Genomic DNA, 13,751 nt, shown 5'->3' with positions numbered 1-13,751 from the left:
GCTCCGTATGGATGGACGTGAAGCGATACTTCCGTGGGCCGGTCATGTGGATCGTGCTGGCCGTCCTTGCCGTGGTCGTGTTGATGCAGGTCGTCGGCTCGTCCGGCGGCTACAAGACGGTGGACACCGGCCAGGTCGTCCAGGCGATCAACCAGAACAAGGTGGAGTCGGCCAAGCTCACCACCGGCGATGACGAGACCATCAAGGTCACGCTCAAGAACGGTGTAAAGGTCGAGGGCAGCTCCAAGATCCAGGCGAGCTACATCGGCAACCAGGGCGAGGACATCGCCAGCACGCTGCAGAACAAGTTCCAGAACAAGCAGATCCCGGACGGCTACACGGTTTCGCCGTCCAAGCAGAACCCGTTCATCGGGATGCTGATCTCTTTCCTGCTTCCCTTGATTCTCATCGTGGTCCTCTTCCTGTTCCTGATGAACCAGATGCAGGGCGGCGGCTCCCGCGTCATGAACTTCGGGAAGTCCAAGGCCAAGCTCATCACCAAGGACACTCCCAAGACGACGTTCTCGGACGTCGCCGGTTCGGACGAGGCCGTCGAGGAGCTCCACGAGATCAAGGAGTTCCTCCAGGAGCCGGCCAAGTTCCAGGCCGTCGGCGCCAAGATCCCCAAGGGCGTGCTGCTGTACGGCCCGCCCGGCACCGGCAAGACCCTGCTGGCGCGTGCCGTCGCGGGCGAGGCCGGCGTGCCGTTCTACTCGATCTCCGGTTCCGACTTCGTCGAGATGTTCGTCGGTGTCGGTGCCTCCCGGGTCCGTGACCTGTTCGAGCAGGCCAAGGCGAACGCCCCGGCGATCGTCTTCGTCGACGAGATCGACGCGGTCGGCCGCCACCGCGGCGCCGGCCTCGGCGGCGGTCACGACGAGCGCGAGCAGACGCTGAACCAGCTGCTCGTCGAGATGGACGGCTTCGATGTCAAGGGCGGCGTGATCCTCATCGCCGCGACCAACCGGCCCGACATCCTCGATCCGGCGCTGCTGCGCCCTGGCCGCTTCGACCGGCAGATCGCCGTCGACCGCCCGGACATGCAGGGCCGTCTGGAGATCCTCAAGGTTCACCAGAAGGGCAAGCCGGTCGCGCCCGACGTCGACCTGTCCGCCATGGCCCGCCGTACGCCCGGCATGACGGGTGCCGATCTGGCCAACGTGCTGAACGAGGCCGCCCTGCTGACGGCCCGCAGCGACAAGAAGCTGATCGACAACCACATGCTCGACGAGGCGATCGACCGTGTGGTCGCGGGCCCGCAGAAGCGGACCCGGATCATGTCGGACAAGGAGAAGAAGATCACCGCGTACCACGAGGGCGGTCACGCCCTGGTCGCGGCGGCCTCACCGAACTCCGATCCCGTCCACAAGATCACGATCCTGTCGAGAGGCCGCGCCCTCGGCTACACGATGGTGCTGCCGGACGAGGACAAGTACTCGACCACGCGCAACGAGATGCTGGACCAGCTGGCCTACATGCTGGGCGGCCGCGCGGCCGAGGAGCTCGTCTTCCACGACCCGACGACGGGTGCCGCCAACGACATCGAGAAGGCCACGGGTCTGGCCCGGGCGATGGTCACGCAGTACGGCATGACCGAGCGTCTCGGCGCGATCAAGTTCGGTGGTGACAACACCGAGCCGTTCCTCGGACGTGAGATGTCTCACCAGCGTGACTACTCGGAAGAGGTCGCGGCGCTGGTCGACGAAGAGGTCAAGAAGCTCATCGAGACCGCGCACAACGAGGCGTGGGAGATCCTGGTCGAGAACCGCGACGTGCTGGACAATCTGGTCCTGGCCCTCCTCGAGAAGGAGACGCTGGGCAAGGAGGAGATCGCCGAGATCTTCGCCCCGATCGTCAAGCGCCCGCCGCGGCCCGCCTGGACCGGCTCCTCCCGTCGTACGCCGTCCACCCGCCCGCCGGTCCTCTCCCCCAAGGAGCTGGCCCTGACTAACGGGGCGAACGGCGCGACGCCGGCGATCACCACCGCGAAGAGCACCGCGGCGGAGCCCGCCCCGGCGCCCGAGCGAGCCCCGGAGGAACGCCCCGAGAGCTGACCACCGCTCTCCCGGCGCCCGCTGCCCCGGAATGAAAGCCGCGCCCCCCAGGTTTTAGCCTGGGGGGCGCGGCTTTTCGCCATCTGCGCAGGCCGCCCCGTGATGGACACAGGAACGAGGCACCAGATGACCGACCCCGTGACGCTGGACGGCGAGGGCCAGATCGGCGAGTTCGACGAGAAGCGCGCCGAGAACGCCGTACGGGAGCTGCTGATCGCGGTCGGCGAGGACCCTGACCGCGAAGGGCTCCGGGAGACTCCGGCGCGGGTGGCGCGGGCGTACAGGGAGATATTCGCGGGGCTGTGGCAGAAGCCCGAGGACGTGCTGACGACGACGTTCGATCTCGGGCATGACGAGATGGTGCTGGTGAAGGACATCGAAGTCCTGAGCTCGTGTGAGCATCATCTCGTGCCGTTTGTCGGAGTTGCCCACGTCGGCTACATTCCGTCCGTCGAGGGCAAGATCACAGGCCTCTCCAAGCTGGCGCGGCTCGTGGACGTGTACGCACGGCGTCCGCAGGTGCAGGAACGACTGACCACGCAGATCGCCGACTCCCTGATGCAGATCCTGGAGCCGCGTGGCGTGATCGTCGTTGTCGAGTGTGAACACATGTGCATGTCGATGCGCGGGGTCCGAAAGCCGGGTGCGAAGACCATTACCTCGGCGGTCCGCGGCCAGCTTCGTGATCCGGCGACCCGCAATGAGGCTATGAGCCTGATCATGGCGCGCTGACCTGTCGCAACGGGCACCTCGCCACCCGGCCGTGGTGAGCCGTGGGTCGGGTCACGTCGTCGGGGCCGCCCCCGTGCCGTCGTGTTCGTCGTCCTCCGGGAGCTTGCAGACGCGCTCCAGGAAGATGGCGGCCGCTATGACGCCGATGCCCGCGAGGACCGAGAAGCCGGCGGAGATGGCCTGGTCGCGGCGGGCGGGGTTGTCGAGGGACTCCAGCAGGAAGACGCCGGTGCCGCCGTACATGCCGGAGACGAGGGCGGCGACCAGGGCGCTGGCCTGGCCGAATACGACCGCGCGGGCCGCCATCATGGGGTCGACGCCCTTGGCGTCGGGCTGCCGCTCGCGCTGGGCCTTCAGACGGGCGCGGATCGAGAGCGCCGTGGCCAGCAGGACCACGGCGATCAGAGCCAGGACGATGGGGGCGGCCAGGGGGACGCTCGGCAGGGTCCCGACCGAGTTCCACAGGCGGGCGCCCGCCCAGGACAGCACGCCTGCCACGACGAAGACGCCGGCCAGCACCCTGATGCGCAGCTCTTTCACAGTGTCCCTTCGGTTCCCCCGGCTCCGGCCTGGTTGTGCAGCCGTCTCGACCTTAACGGCTACTCGGGCAGCCGGAGTTCCAGGTCCGCGCGAGGCGCCACGCCGTCGCGGGTGACGACGTCCAGCAGACCGGCGACCGGGCCGCGGCCGGGCAGCTGCGCCTCGGGGTCCAGGTCGTGCCAGGGGGCCAGGACGAAGGCGCGCTCGTGGGCGCGCGGGTGGGGGAGGGTGAGCTGCGGGTCGTCGGAGACGACGTCGGCGTAGGAGACGATGTCGACGTCCAGGGTGCGGGGGCCCCAGTGCTCGTCCCGGACGCGGTGGAAGGCCTCCTCGACCGCGTGCGCCCGCTCCAGGAGCGAGGACGGCGGCAGGGTGGTCTTCAGGACGACGACCGCGTTGAAGTAGGCGGGCTGGCTGCCGGGCTCCACGCCCCAGGGTTCCGTCTCGTAGACCGGGGAGACGGCCTTGATGCGGACGCCGGGGGTGTCCTCCAGGGCGTCGATGGCTCCCTGGAGGGTCTCCAGACGGTTGCCGAGGTTGGAGCCGAGGGCGACCACGGCCCGTTTGGGATTGCTGAGCGTGGTGTCGGCGGCGTCGACCTTCTCGACGACGGAGGCGGGTACCGGCTGTACGGTCGGGTCGCTGGGGCCCTTGAGGAAGGGTGCAGTCATACTCGGCTCCGGGTGATGGTGACGGTCACGTCGTCGAAGGGGACCGTGATCGGGGCGTCCGGCTTGTGGACGCACACCTCGACCTGCCGGACCCCGTCGTGCTTCAGACATACCTGGGCGATGCGCTCGGCGAGCGTCTCGATGAGGTTGACGGGCTCGCCCTGGACGACGGCCACGACCTCCTCGGCCACGATGCCGTAGTGCACGGTCTTCGCCAGGTCGTCGTCGGCCGCGGCCGGTCGGGTGTCCAGGCCGAGGACGAGGTCCACGATGAAGGTCTGGCCCTCCTCGCGTTCGCTCGGGAACACACCGTGGTGCCCGCGGGCCTTCAGGCCGCGCAGCGCGACACGATCCACGCGAATCACTCCTGCAATCGTCGGTCACGGCCGGTCCGTGCCGTGTGCGGGCGGCACACCGGCCTCAGTCGAATCTACCTGCGGGCCCGGACGGGGCCGGGCCTCGGGGGGCGTGGGCCCGGGCCGGGACCGGCAGGATTCATCCGGCGTTTTCCCTGGGGGACCCGGCGGCTCACGGGCTGGTAGCCGCCCATACCCGCCGGTCCGTGATTCCAACCACTTCCTGGCACGTACCCACTCAGGCGGGGGTGTCGTCCTGCTCGTCCTCGTCGTTTTCGGCCAGAACGGGGGAAGCGTGGTGCGACCAGAGTTTCCACCCCGCGGGCGTGCGCCGGAACACGTTGGTGGCGACCACGAGCTGGCCGACGAGCGGGCCGAGTTCCTCGTCGCCCTCGGGGGCGGGGCCGCCGCTGAGGATGTTCTCCGTGCAGGTCACCAGGGCGGTGTCGCCGGTGACGGAGACGTGCACGTCGGTCAGGATGAACTGGATGTAGTCGGTGTTCGCCATGATCAGCGCGTACGACCTGAGGACTTCACCGCGGCCGGTGAGCACCGGCCAGCCGGGGTGCACGCAGGAGACCACGCCGGTGTCGGCGGGGTCGTGGTACGTCTCGTCGACGCCCAGGTCGGAAGGGGTCAGCCAGAGCGACGCCAGTTCCTCGAAGTCGCCCCGTTCCAGTGCCTCGTAGAAGGCGGTGTTGGCGGCCTCGACCTGTTCGACGTCGGTGTGCGGGGCGCTCACCGGGTTCCTTCTGCGCCGGTGCGGGCCTCTGCGATGGCGCGGGCGACGCGTACGGCGTCCGCCGTGGCGCGTACCTCGTGCACGCGTACCGCCCACGCGCCGGCGTGCGCCGCGAGCGCGGAGACGGCCGCGGTGGCGGCGTCGCGTTCGCGTGCGGGCGGGGGCGGGCCGTCGGGGCCGGCGAGGACCCGGCCGAGGAAGCGTTTGCGGGAGGCGGCGACGAGCAGCGGGTGGCCGAGGGCGAGGACCCGGTCGAGACCCGCGAGGAGCGCGAGGTCGTGCTCGGCGTCCTTGGAGAAACCGAGGCCGGGGTCGACGACGACCCGGTCGGGGGCGATGCCGCCCGCCAGAACGGCCTCCACGCGCGCGTGCAGCTCGTCGACGACCTCGGCGACGACGTCGGCGTACACGCCCCTGACGTTGCCGCCCTGGAGGAAGCCGCGCCAGTGCATGACGACGAAGGGGGCGCCGGCGTCGGCGACGGCCGGGATCATGCGGGGGTCGGCGAGGCCGCCGCTGACGTCGTTGACGAGGGCGGCGCCCGCCGCGAGGGCCCGTTCGGCGACGGAGGCGCGCATGGTGTCGACCGAGACGGTGACGCCCTCGGAGGCCAGGCCGCGGACGACGGGAACGACACGGCAGAGTTCCTCGGCCTCGTCCACCCGGGTGGCGCCTGGGCGGGTCGACTCGCCGCCGACGTCGACCAGGTCCGCGCCCTCGGTGACCAGGTCGAGGCCGTGCTTGACGGCGGCCGTGGTGTCGAAGAAGCGGCCGCCGTCGGAGAAGGAGTCGGGGGTGACGTTCACGACTCCCATGACCGCGCAGCGGCCCCATTCCGGTAGGCCCGCCACGCGCCCGCGTCCGCTCTGGTTGCTCATATGTTCAGCGTAGGCCCCGGCGGGGACCGTCAGGCGCTGCGCCCCGGGTCGGCCCCGGACAGGTCACGCCGCTCTGACGCTCCGTTCCGTCGTCGTGCCGTGTGCGCACGGGCGGCGGCCCGCCGGTCGGCGGCGGCGCAGGAAGCGCGGCACCGGCAGGGCGAGGTTGACGAAGCCCTCGGCCTGCATGGCGGCGAAGCCGATGCGGGGCAGGTCACCGGAGGCCCGGTAGACGACGAAGCGGGGCTCCCAGCGCGGCTGGAACTTGGCGTTGAACTTGTAGAGCGACTCGATCTGGAACCAGCGGGAGAGGAACACCAGCAGCCCGCGCCAGGCGCGCAGCACCGGGCCGGCGCCGATCTTCTCACCGCGGGCCAGCGCCGAGCGGAACATGGCGAAGTTGAGGGAGACGCGCGCGATACCGAGCTTCGGGGCGGCCTGGAGGGCGGCCACGATGAGCAGTTCGTTCATGCCGGGGTCGGCGGAGCGGTCGCGGCGCATGAGGTCCAGGGAGGCGCCGTCGGTGCCCCAGGGCACGAAGTGCAGGATCGCCTTCAGGTCGCCGTAGGGGCCGGGGTGGTCGTCCTGCTTGTGGGCGGTGGCGATGAGGCAGTCACCGTCGGCGGGGTCGCCGACGCGGCCCAGGGCCATGGAGAAGCCGCGCTCGGTGTCGGTGCCGCGCCAGTCGTCGGCGGCGCGCCGGATGCGCTCCAGCTCGGCCTCGCCGACGTCACGGACACGTCGTACCCGGGTTTCGTAACCGGCGCGCTCGATGCGTTTGACCATCTGGCGCACGTTGCGCATCGCGCGGCCGGCGAGCGAGAAATCCGCGACGTCCACCACCGCCTCATCACCCAGTTCGAGTGCGTCGAGGCCGGTCTCGCGGGTCCACACCTCGCCCCCGGTCTCGGAGCAGCCCATGACGGCCGGCGTCCAGGAGTGGGCCTTGGCCTCGTCCATGAACCGTTCGATGGCGCCGGGCCAGGCCTCCACGTCGCCGATCGGGTCGCCGCTGGCGAGCATGACGCCGGAGACCACGCGGTAGGTCACGGCCGCCTTGCCGCTCGGGGAGAAGACGACGGCCTTGTCGCGGCGCAGCGCGAAGTGACCGAGGGAGTCGCGGCCGCCGTGCCGCTCCAGCAGGGCGCGCAGCCGGGTCTCGTCCTCCTCGGTGAGCTGTGCGGCCGGGTGTTCGGGGCGGAAGGCCAGGTAGATGGTGGTGACGGCGGTGAGCAGGCCGAGGGCGCCGAGCGAGAAGGCGACCGTCCAGGAGGTGTTGCCCTGGTAGTCGACCGGGCCCTCGAAGCCGAACAGGCCGTAGATGACGTGGGTGATGCGGTCGGCCAGGCTCGGGTCGCCGACCATGCGCTCGCCGTGGACGCTGACGATGAGCAGGCCCAGCAGGAGCGAACCCGCACTCATCAGCACGAAGTTGGCGAGGGCCCGCCAGCGGCTGCGCGGGTCGGGCAGGGCCGAGAACTGGTCGCGGTGGCGCAGCAGGGGTGCCAGCAGGGCCAGTGAGATCAGCACGCCCACGATCGAGTGCCGGTACGTGAACTGCGCGACGGCTCCGGCCGGCAGCAGGGCCACGGCCGCCCGCCACGCCCGGCGCTTGCCGCGCTTGAGGCCGTGGGCGAGCAGAAGCAACAGCACTCCGGTGCTGAGGGACAGGGCGGCCGCGAACGGGCCGAGCGCGCCGGGCAGTACCTCGGCCATGGCGTGCATACGGCTGTGCCGGAAACGTGGGAAGACGCCCGCGGCGATGTCCAGGACGCCCACCAGGGCGCAGGCTCTGCCGACCAGGGCCGGGACGGCCTCGGGGCGTGGTCCGCGCAGCCGGGGGCGCAGACGGCTCATCTGGCCGGTACCAGCCGTGGCGCTTCCGTGACTCGGAACCTCGCCCGACATTTCCTCATCTGTCCTGACAGACATCGCATCCCGTAGTTCCGCGAGAGACCTTGGATCCGGTGCCGATTCGGGCATCCGGCGACATTGCGCCCTCTAGGACGGTGTCTCGGGGGGAGAGGTTCACTCCCTTCGTCAAAGCCGTTTCAAAGGTCAAGGAAAGTCTGGGACAAGCCCTCGCGAAGGTGTGAGCGCAGCGGGAGGCCCCGGACGGAAAGCGCGGACAGGTAACCACCGATGGGTCTGGGTCTCACGAGCAACAACGTGCTTGCGCTGGCGGCACTGTCCGCCGTGCTGCTGTTCACCGGCACGGTCTGGCTGTGGCCACGGCTGGCCCGGCGGAGTTGGCGGGCCGTGGGCGGGCGGGTCGGCCTGCTGTTCGCCACGCAGGTGGCGCTGTTCGCCGCGGTGGGTCTCGCCGCCAACCAGGCCTTCGGTTTCTACGCGAGCTGGGCGGACCTGTTCGGGCAGGAGAAGGACCAGGGGGTGGTCGTCGACCACACGCCGGGCGGCGGCCCCTTGGAGGTGCTCGGCTCGCGCCGGGTGCCGGGGGCGGGCGGGGTGAGTCCCCGGGCGGGCGGCCGGATCCAGCACATCGATGTCGTCGGCCGTACGACGCGCATCGCCACGCCCGCGTACGTCTACCTGCCGCCGGAGTACTTCCAGCCGCGGTACCGCACCCGTACGTTCCCCACGGCCGTCGTGCTGACCGGTTACCCCGGCACGGCGTCGGCGCTGGTGGAGAAGCTCCACTACCCGCGTACGGCACTGGAGCTGGCCCGGGAGAGCCGGATGCCGCCGATGATCCTGGTGATGCTGCGGCCCACCGTGGCGCCGCCCCGGGACACCGAGTGCGTGGACGTCCCGGGCGGTCCGCAGACCGAATCGTTCTTCGCCAGGGATCTGCCCGACGCGTTGCGCACGCACTACCGGGTGGCCGAAAAGCCGGGCGGACTGGGCATCATCGGCAACTCGACGGGCGGCTACTGCGCCTTGAAGATCGCCATGCACCATCCCGATGTGTATGGCGCCGGGGCGGGCTTGTCCGCGTACTACGAGGCTCCGATCGACGCCACGACCGGCGATCTCTTCCAGGGCGACAAGGGGCTCCGGAATCGCGCCGACCTGTGGTGGTACCTCAAGCACATGCCCGCTCCCGACACTTCACTGCTCGTCACCAGCAGCAGGTCCGGCGAGTCCAACTACCAGGACACGATGCGGTTCATAGAGCGGGTGGAGGCCACCGGGCGGACGCGGATCTCGTCGATCATCCTGGAAAGCGGCGGGCACAACTTCAACACCTGGCGGCGCGAGATTCCGGCGACGCTGGAGTGGATCGGCGGGCGGCTGAACGGCCGTTGAAAATGATCTTGGGAATTGGGCAGAGGGCCGATTCCGCTTCTTCCCGACTTCCGATGCCGTGTGAACGCTTCGTTGTGGCTTTGTTTTTGCGGGGTGGGTCACCATGATTCGCCTACGCGCGGTAAGTTTCTGGCCATGCCACGTGGACGTCACCGCCATTCCCCGCCCTTGCACAGGCTGCTGCCCCCGTCGGCGATCGCAGGCGTCTCCCTCGTCTGCGCCCTGAGCCCCTGGGTGTTCACGGAGCCGATGGTGCTCCGCGGTCTGGCCGCGGCCGCCGCGGCGACGGCGGTCATCGGCGCGGTCGTGCTCCGCCGCTGGGACACCCAGGCGGGCAAACGCGTCGCCGACCTCACGCGCGCGCGTGCGAGCGACGAGTGGCGCTTCGAGGAGCGGGTCGCCGAACTGGAGGCCGACCTCGAGGAGTCCCGCGAGCTGCGCGCGAAGCTGGAGCAGCGGCTGCGCGCCAAGCGCACGGAACTGGCCGGACTGCGCAACGAGCACGCCGCACTGCTGCGCCGGTACGCCACCGCCGAGACCGAGCGCGCGAGCGTCCTGGAGGAACGCCGGGTGCTCGAGATAGAGGCGACGGCTCCGGTACGGGCCGCGCTGCCCGCGGGGGCGGCGGCGTCGGCGGATGCTCCGGCGGACGCGGACGAGACGGCTGCCGCCGAGGCGGAGGCCCTTGCCGTCGAGGAGTCGACGGCGATTCCCGCGGTGTTCTCGCCGGAGGGCTCCCGGCTGTTCCTGCGTGCCGCGGCGGCGCTCGCCCGGCTCGACGCCGACTCGGCCCCGGCCCCGGACCCGGACGGAGGCGGCGACGGCGACGGCGTACCGAAGGGCGACGACGCGGAGCCCGCGCGGGAGGACCGGAAGGACGACCAGCGGGAGCAGTCGCGGGAGGACGAGGCGCAGGGGCAGTCAGAGGCGGTCGCCGGGCACGAGCGCGCGACCGCCGGAACCGCCACCGCTGCCGAGGCCGAGCGACTCCCGCAGCCGCAGCCTGCCTCCTCAGGTCACTACACCGTGCCGACCGCTGTGGCCGTGGCACCGCAGACGCCGGTGCGGCGCCATGTGTCCGAAGGCGGTTTCGACTTCTTCGGTACGAAGCAGGGGACGTCACCGGCCGCCCTGGAGGCCGTGCAGAACGAGGACCTGGCCGATGTCGTCGGCCAGGAGGCCCTCGCGCTGCACAAGGCCGAGACCGAGGACCGGTTCAAGCCGGTGGACGAGGAGTCGCGCGGGATCGGCCAGGTCATCGACCTGACGGCGCACGACGAGACGGAGCAGATCGACGTACAGGGGCTGCGGAGCGCGGTTTCCTGAGCCCACGCTGCTGAAAAGGCCCCCCGGCCGCCGCCGGGGGGCCTTCGGCTTTCCGGTGGGTCACGCCATCCAGCGGTCCGGTCTCGCGTCCCTGCGCCCGGTCCGCGACCGCTCCGCCTGGGCCTGAAGCAGTTCGCGCGCTTCGGCCGCGTCCCGCAGCCTGGCCCTCACCGTCTTGTTCGCGCCCGTGTCCACACACACGTCGGCCACGCCCCGGGCCCGCTCCCACGGCCCCTGCGTCATCCGTACGCTCTGCACCTTCGCGTGCGGCACCAGCGCGAGGCTCCGCCGCAGCAGCCCGGACCGCGCCGCGAACACCGCGTCCGTGACGGCGAGCCCGTACCCGCGCCACCACACCGGCACACACCACCGGGCGCGGCGCGGCGACGGCGACAGGGCCGCATGCTCCGGCACGGTCACCCCGGGCAGTACGCGCGCGACGACGGCCTCCGCGATCTCGCGCGGAGCGACCGGCACCAGCACGGAGTTGGAGGAGCCCGCCACGTCCAGTTCCACGCGCACCCAGCCGCGCCGCCGCCACAGCAGCGGCTCCACGATCCGCACGGTCTGCACGCGCCCCGGCGGCACCGTCTCGTGAGCCCGGTCCAGCAGGCCGTGGTCGAGGCGCAGCCCGTCGGGCGACTCGGCCACCGTCCAGTCGTACTCGCCGACGAACCGTCCCACGCTGCTCGCGCCCGCCGCGCCGAGCAGCGGCAGGGCGACGGCCAGGACCGTCCACACGCTCTCCGTGGCCAGCCACAGCAACGGCGGGACGACGAGCACCGCGGCCAGCGATCCCCAGGTCGCCCCGCTCAGCACCACCGACATGGCGAGCACCCCGGGCGGCACCCGCAGCATCTGCCGGGACGGCGCCTCCCCGACCTCGTGCGCGGTCTCGGGCGCGAATCCGGCCGCCCGGGCGAGCAGTTCGGCCCGCAGCGCCCGCGCTTCGTCCGCGCCCAGGAAGGCCAGCTCGTCCTTCTTGTCGGTGCCTATGACGTCGAGTTTGAGCTTGGCGACGCCGGCGACCCGCGCGAGCAGCGGCTGGGTGACGTCGATGGCCTGGATCCGCTCCAGCCGGATGTGCGCGGTGCGCCGGAACACCAGTCCGGTACGGATGCGCAGTTCGGTCTCGGTCACCGCGAAGTGCGTGAACCACCAGGTGCAGAAGCCGTACAGGGCCGCGGCCGGGACGATCACGGCGAGGCCGATCAGCAGCGTGGCCGTGCTCAGCCGGGTCAGATGGCGCTGCGCGCCGTCGGGATCGTGCACCGCCCAGCCGATCACCACGGCGACCGGCGCCCAGGCCCGTCGCAGCGGCGTGACGGGGTGCAGCCGCCGCTCGGCGATTCCCGTCTCGGCTTCGGTGGCTTCGGCGTCCCCGGTGGCTTCGGCGGCCTCGGCGGCTTCGGCGGACTCGGGCGTCGTCACAGCCCCGCCGATCGGGCCTCACCCAGCTCGGTGAGCCGGTCGCGCAGCCGCTCCGCCTCGGCCGGGTCCAGGCCGGGGATGGTCGCGTCGGTCCAGGCGGCGGCCGTGTGCAGCTGCACGCTGGCCAGCCCGAAGTGCCGCTCGACGGGCCCGGAGGTGACCTCGACCAGCTGCATCCGCCCGTACGGCACGACCGTCTCCTCCCGCCACAGCACACCGCGGCTGATCAGCAGGTCGTCGGCACGCTCGGCGTACCGCCAGGAACGCCAGTTGCGCTCCAGCATCACCCAGCCCCAGATCATCAGCGCCAGCGGCGGCAGCGCGAAGGCGGCCCAGGCCGGCCCGGCCAGCAGCCCCGGCACCAGCCCGGCGGCCAGACTGATCAGCCCCAGCCACACCACCAGCAGCAACCGCCGCATCTTCAGCAGCCCGGGCGGCAGCGCGATCCACACCGGCCCGTCCTGGACGGCCCCCGCCGTGCCCCGCGTGCCTGCCGCGCCCTGCGTCCCCGTCGGCCCCGTGTCCTGCGGACTCCCCGTCTCCATGAGGCCAGCGTACGTAGGAGAGACTGTGTCCATGACTCCTACGACGGAGACCATGGTCGGAATCGGCGGCGCCGCGGAGAGCACCGACATGGTGCTCAACATCGGGCCGCAGCACCCGTCCACGCACGGCGTGCTGCGGCTGAAGCTCGTGCTGGACGGCGAGCGCATCACGCATGCGGAGCCCGTGATCGGCTATATGCACCGCGGCGCGGAGAAGCTGTTCGAGGCGCGCGACTACCGCCAGATCATCATGCTCGCCAACCGCCACGACTGGCTGTCGGCCTTCTCCAACGAGCTGGGCGTGGTGCTCGCCGTGGAGCGGATGCTCGGCATGGAGGTCCCCGAGCGCGCGGTGTGGCTGCGCACGCTGCTCGCCGAGCTGAACCGGGTGCTCAACCACCTGATGTTCCTCGGCTCGTACCCGCTGGAGCTCGGCGGGATCACCCCGATCTTCTACGCCTTCCGGGAGCGGGAGGAACTCCAGCACGTCATGGAGGAGGTCTCAGGCGGGCGGATGCACTACATGTTCAACCGCGTGGGCGGCCTCAAGGAGGACCTGCCGGCCGGGTGGACCACGCGCGCGCGTGCCGCCGTCGCCGACGTGCGTTCCCGGATGGACCGGTTCGACGACCTGGTGCTCGGCAACGAGATCTTCCGGGGCCGCACCCGGGGCGTCGGCAGGCTCACCCCGGAGGCCGTGCACGCGTACGGGGTCAGCGGGCCGATCGGGCGCGCCTCGGGCGTCGACTTCGACCTGCGCCGGGACGAGCCGTACCTCGCCTACGGGGAGCTGGGCGACGTCCTGAAGGTGGTGACCCGGCAGGAGGGCGACTGCCTCGCCCGATTCGAGTGCCTCCTGGAGCAGACCCACAACGCGCTCGACCTGGCCGACGCCTGCCTCGACCGGCTCGCCGAGCTGCCGCCCGGGCCCGTCAACCAGCGGCTCCCGAAGGTCCTGAAGGCGCCCGAGGGCCACACCTACGCCTGGACCGAGAACCCGCTCGGCATCAACGGCTACTACCTGGTCAGCAAGGGCGAGAAGACGCCGTACCGGCTGAAGCTGCGCTCGGCCTCGTACAACAACATCCAGGTGCTGACGGAGCTGCTGCCGGGGACGCTGGTCGCGGACATGGTGGCGATCCTGGGGTCGATGTTCTTCGTCGTGGGCGACATCGACAAGTAGGGGCCGGGAGCGGTCCCCGATGCGGC

The 13,751-nt window shown here is 71.0% G+C and carries 13 protein-coding genes; 5 read left to right on the top strand and 8 right to left on the bottom strand.

Annotated elements, in window-relative coordinates; translation table 11 throughout:
• Nucleotides 1–11: 11 nt before the first annotated feature.
• Together ftsH and folE are read left to right on the top strand one after the other, a co-directional pair.
• On the top strand, nucleotides 12–2,054 hold the full coding sequence (ftsH, locus tag ACZ6TU_RS04885; RefSeq protein WP_467675065.1) for an ATP-dependent zinc metalloprotease FtsH: 2,043 nt from the start codon (nucleotides 12–14) through the stop codon (nucleotides 2,052–2,054).
• Nucleotides 2,055–2,180: 126 nt separating this feature from the next.
• Complete coding sequence (gene folE / locus ACZ6TU_RS04880; protein WP_356033768.1) at nucleotides 2,181–2,786, top strand: GTP cyclohydrolase I FolE; 606 nt, start codon at nucleotides 2,181–2,183, stop codon at nucleotides 2,784–2,786.
• A 51-nt stretch (nucleotides 2,787–2,837) separates the two neighbouring features.
• On the opposite strand, the gene ACZ6TU_RS04875 is transcribed toward folE, so the two are convergent.
• The 6 genes from ACZ6TU_RS04875 to ACZ6TU_RS04850 form a co-directional block, all read right to left on the bottom strand.
• A complete protein-coding gene (locus ACZ6TU_RS04875; RefSeq protein WP_467675067.1) occupies nucleotides 2,838–3,326 on the bottom strand; it encodes a DUF3180 domain-containing protein in 489 nt (162 codons plus the stop codon).
• Nucleotides 3,327–3,385: 59 nt separating this feature from the next.
• Nucleotides 3,386–3,997 carry a 2-amino-4-hydroxy-6-hydroxymethyldihydropteridine diphosphokinase gene (folK, locus tag ACZ6TU_RS04870; protein WP_469546704.1) on the bottom strand — a complete coding sequence of 204 codons (612 nt, stop codon included), beginning with the start codon at nucleotides 3,995–3,997 and terminating at the stop codon, nucleotides 3,386–3,388.
• Nucleotides 3,994–4,353, bottom strand: coding sequence for a dihydroneopterin aldolase (folB, locus tag ACZ6TU_RS04865; RefSeq protein WP_467675071.1), 360 nt, complete (start codon nucleotides 4,351–4,353; stop codon nucleotides 3,994–3,996). Before folB ends, folK begins: the two co-directional genes overlap by 4 nt.
• Before the next feature lie 238 nt (nucleotides 4,354–4,591).
• The gene (locus ACZ6TU_RS04860) at nucleotides 4,592–5,095 is read right to left on the bottom strand and encodes a nuclear transport factor 2 family protein (RefSeq protein WP_467675073.1); all 504 of its coding nucleotides are present in this window, start codon (nucleotides 5,093–5,095) and stop codon (nucleotides 4,592–4,594) included.
• On the bottom strand, nucleotides 5,092–5,973 hold the full coding sequence (gene folP / locus ACZ6TU_RS04855) for a dihydropteroate synthase (protein ID WP_469546701.1): 882 nt from the start codon (nucleotides 5,971–5,973) through the stop codon (nucleotides 5,092–5,094). Before folP ends, ACZ6TU_RS04860 begins: the two co-directional genes overlap by 4 nt.
• A 63-nt stretch (nucleotides 5,974–6,036) precedes the next feature.
• The gene (locus tag ACZ6TU_RS04850) at nucleotides 6,037–7,881 is read right to left on the bottom strand and encodes a phosphatidylglycerol lysyltransferase domain-containing protein (protein ID WP_469546699.1); all 1,845 of its coding nucleotides are present in this window, start codon (nucleotides 7,879–7,881) and stop codon (nucleotides 6,037–6,039) included.
• 240 nt (nucleotides 7,882–8,121) lie between these two features.
• Between ACZ6TU_RS04850 and ACZ6TU_RS04845 the strand changes: the two genes are divergently transcribed.
• Nucleotides 8,122–9,240, top strand: a complete 1,119-nt coding sequence (locus ACZ6TU_RS04845) for an alpha/beta hydrolase (protein ID WP_469547357.1) — start codon at nucleotides 8,122–8,124, stop codon at nucleotides 9,238–9,240.
• A 135-nt stretch (nucleotides 9,241–9,375) separates the two neighbouring features.
• Nucleotides 9,376–10,566, top strand: coding sequence for a hypothetical protein (locus tag ACZ6TU_RS04840; protein WP_467675079.1), 1,191 nt, complete (start codon nucleotides 9,376–9,378; stop codon nucleotides 10,564–10,566).
• A 60-nt stretch (nucleotides 10,567–10,626) separates the two neighbouring features.
• Here ACZ6TU_RS04840 and ACZ6TU_RS04835 read toward each other — a convergent pair whose 3' ends face one another.
• The gene (locus ACZ6TU_RS04835; RefSeq protein WP_467675195.1) at nucleotides 10,627–11,916 is read right to left on the bottom strand and encodes a PH domain-containing protein; all 1,290 of its coding nucleotides are present in this window, start codon (nucleotides 11,914–11,916) and stop codon (nucleotides 10,627–10,629) included.
• 77 nt (nucleotides 11,917–11,993) lie between these two features.
• A complete protein-coding gene (locus ACZ6TU_RS04830) occupies nucleotides 11,994–12,542 on the bottom strand; it encodes a PH domain-containing protein (protein ID WP_467675081.1) in 549 nt (182 codons plus the stop codon).
• Between the two features lie 31 nt (nucleotides 12,543–12,573).
• On the opposite strand from ACZ6TU_RS04830, the gene ACZ6TU_RS04825 reads away from it, so the two are divergent.
• Nucleotides 12,574–13,725, top strand: coding sequence for an NADH-quinone oxidoreductase subunit D (locus ACZ6TU_RS04825; protein WP_467675083.1), 1,152 nt, complete (start codon nucleotides 12,574–12,576; stop codon nucleotides 13,723–13,725).
• Nucleotides 13,726–13,751 lie beyond the last annotated feature (26 nt).

Source organism: Streptomyces sp. NPDC052064 (assembly GCF_055585925.1).
Note: the sequence above shows the minus strand (reverse complement) of the source record. Positions and strands in the feature narration are given on the sequence as shown.

Coding starts and splice junctions, on each gene's coding strand:
- ftsH (WP_467675065.1), top strand. CDS start 12: ATGGACGTGAAGCGATACTTCCGTGGGCCGGTCATGTGGATCGTGCTG.
- folE (WP_356033768.1), top strand. CDS start 2,181: ATGACCGACCCCGTGACGCTGGACGGCGAGGGCCAGATCGGCGAGTTC.
- folK (WP_469546704.1), bottom strand. CDS start 3,997: ATGACTGCACCCTTCCTCAAGGGCCCCAGCGACCCGACCGTACAGCCG.
- folP (WP_469546701.1), bottom strand. CDS start 5,973: ATGAGCAACCAGAGCGGACGCGGGCGCGTGGCGGGCCTACCGGAATGG.
- ACZ6TU_RS04850 (WP_469546699.1), bottom strand. CDS start 7,881: ATGTCGGGCGAGGTTCCGAGTCACGGAAGCGCCACGGCTGGTACCGGC.
- ACZ6TU_RS04840 (WP_467675079.1), top strand. CDS start 9,376: ATGCCACGTGGACGTCACCGCCATTCCCCGCCCTTGCACAGGCTGCTG.
- ACZ6TU_RS04830 (WP_467675081.1), bottom strand. CDS start 12,542: ATGGAGACGGGGAGTCCGCAGGACACGGGGCCGACGGGGACGCAGGGC.
- ACZ6TU_RS04825 (WP_467675083.1), top strand. CDS start 12,574: ATGACTCCTACGACGGAGACCATGGTCGGAATCGGCGGCGCCGCGGAG.